This is a genomic window from Streptomyces sp. NPDC059853 (assembly GCF_042731495.1).
Classification (GTDB): domain Bacteria; phylum Actinomycetota; class Actinomycetes; order Streptomycetales; family Streptomycetaceae; genus Streptomyces.
This window is the reverse complement of record NZ_JBHWJL010000487.1, coordinates 1-2,360: the sequence shown is the minus strand read 5'-3', so window position 1 is coordinate 2,360 and position 2,360 is coordinate 1. Positions and strand designations below refer to the sequence as shown.

Annotated in this window: 2 protein-coding genes; one reads left to right on the top strand and one right to left on the bottom strand. The window is 76.4% G+C overall.

Going from position 1 to position 2,360, the window contains the following annotated elements; translation table 11 throughout:
* Nucleotides 1-137 precede the first annotated feature (137 nt).
* Nucleotides 138-551: a hypothetical protein gene (locus ACFV5N_RS27105; protein WP_385604966.1), complete on the bottom strand. Its 414-nt coding sequence runs from the start codon at nt 549-551 to the stop codon at nt 138-140.
* 164 nt (nt 552-715) lie between these two features.
* Between ACFV5N_RS27105 and ACFV5N_RS27100 the strand changes: the two genes are divergently transcribed.
* Nucleotides 716-2,227 (top strand): cryptochrome/photolyase family protein, encoded by a 1,512-nt coding sequence (locus ACFV5N_RS27100; RefSeq protein ID WP_385604963.1) that lies wholly within the window; start codon nt 716-718, stop codon nt 2,225-2,227.
* Nucleotides 2,228-2,360: the final 133 nt, after the last annotated feature.

The following is a 2,360-nucleotide window of genomic DNA, read 5'->3' as shown; positions in this document are numbered from 1 at the left end:
ACATCGCCCGGCTGCTCGGCCGGCACCGGGTCTGGGAGCGCTTCGAGGTCAGCGTCTCCGACGGCTGAACCGGCCGCCGCGGGACGGGAACCGGCCCCCGCCCCGCGGCGCCCGCCGCCCACCGGAACCCCGGCCGCTCAGCCGGCGGCCCGCCCGGCCGCCGGCCGGCGCGCCCCGTCACCGCACCCCCGGGACGCCACCCGGTGCGGCGCCACCAGCGCGCCCACCGACAGCGCCCCCCAGGCCAGCGACACCGCCACCGCGCCCCGCCGCCGCCACACCCCCTCCAGCGTCCGCCCCAGCACCACCGCGTCCCCGACATCGGCGGCGATCCGCAGCAGCGCCGCCGTCCGCAGCGCCGGCCCCTCGGGCGCCAGCACCATGGCCGCCCCCGACACGGCGTCCCGCAGCCCCACCGGCCGCAGCGCGGCCGCCACCCGCGCGTCCTCGCCCAGCCCCGACGGCCGGGCCAGCCAGCCGGGCCTGACCGCCACCGCCACGCCGTACGCGCACGTGGCCGCCCCGATCACCCGCAACGCCGTGCTGTCCATGACGAACACCCTCCTGATCCCTCGGAAACTCCGTCCCCCCAGCGTGCCCCACCTACCCCGGCGGCGGATTCCGACGCCACCCGCAGGACGGCCGGCCCGGCACGGACCGCCCCACACCGAGCGGGTCCTCCCCTCCACCCCCGCGCGGAAGCCGAGGACGCACCATGGCCGTACGCACCCACTGGCTCTTCGGGGACCAGCTCGGCCCCCGCTTCACCGATCCACGCCACGGCGGCTGCGACCGCGGGGCACCCCTGCTGATGATCGAGGCCCGCTCGGTCCTGCGCCGCCGCCGGTTCCACCGCGCCAAGGCCCATCTCGTCCTCTCGGCCATGCGCCACCGCGCCGCCGAACTCGGCGACCGCGTCCGCTACGTCCGGGCCGACACCTACCGGGAAGGGCTGCGCACGGTGCTGCGCTCCGGGGAGCGGCTGACCGTCCACGCCCCCACCTCCCACGCCGCCCTCGGCTTCGTCACCTCCCTGGACGCGGTGGACGTGCTGGAGCCACGCGGCTTCCTCACCTCCCGCGCGGACTTCGGAACCTGGGCCGAGGGGCGCGGCGAACGGGGCCTGCGCATGGAGGACTTCTACCGGTGGGTACGCACCTCCCAGGGCCTGCTGATGGACGACGGCGGCCCGGCCGGCGGCACCTGGAACCTCGACCACGACAACCGCGAACCGCCCCCGCGCGACCGGGACCGGCTCCCCGTCCCCCCGCCCTGGCGGGCCAGGGAGGACGCCATCGACGCGGAGGTGCGGGACGACCTCGACCGGTGGGAACGCCAGGGCCTGGTCTCCTTCGTGGGCCGCGACGGCCCCCGCCGCTTCCCCGCCACCCGGCGCCAGGCACTGGCCGCCCTGCGCCACTTCACCGACCGCAGACTGCCGGCGTTCGGCACCTACGAGGACGCCATGCTCGCCCGCGACGGCGTCCTCGCCCACAGCCTGCTGTCGAGTTCCCTCAACCTCGGACTGCTCGACCCGGCCGAGTGCGTGGGCCGCGCCGAACTGGCCTGGCGGTCCGGGAACGCGCCGCTCAACAGCGCCGAGGGCTACATCCGGCAGGTCGCGGGCTGGCGCGAGTTCGTGTGGCAGCTGTACTGGCACTTCGACCCCGCCTACCGCGAACGCAACGCGCTCGGCCACCACGAGCCGCTGCCGCGCTGGTTCCTCGACCTGGACGCCGACGCCGTGCGGGCCCGCTGCCTGTCCACCGTCCTCGCCCAGGTGCGCGACACCGGCTGGACCCACCACATCCCGCGCCTGATGGTGCTGGGCGGCCGGGCCCTCCAGGACGGCTGGGACCCGGCCGCGGTCACCGACTGGTTCCACCGCTGCTTCGTGGACGGCTACGACTGGGTGATGCTGCCCAACGTCCTGGGCATGTCCCAGTACGCGGACGGCGGCGCGATGACCAGCAAGCCGTACACCACCGGCGGCGCCTACATCCACCGGATGAGCGACCTGTGCGACGGCTGCGCCTACCGCCCCTCCGACCGCACCGGCGACCGCGCCTGCCCGTACACCACCGGCTACTGGGCCTTCCTCGACCGCCACCGCGACCGCTTCGCCCACCACCCCAGGATGGCCCGCGCCTTCCACACCCTGGACCGCCTGGACGACCTCCCCGACGTCCTCGCCGCCGCCACCCGCCGCGGCGCCGCACCGCCCTGAACCGCGCCGGAGCGGGCGGCGAAGCGCCGCGGCCGGGACCCGACCGCGGCGCTACCTAAGGGGTGGCCGCCCCTGCCCGGCGGGCCGGTCAGCCCCGCAGGAACTACAGGTGGATTTTGTTTAGCTCGGGGGT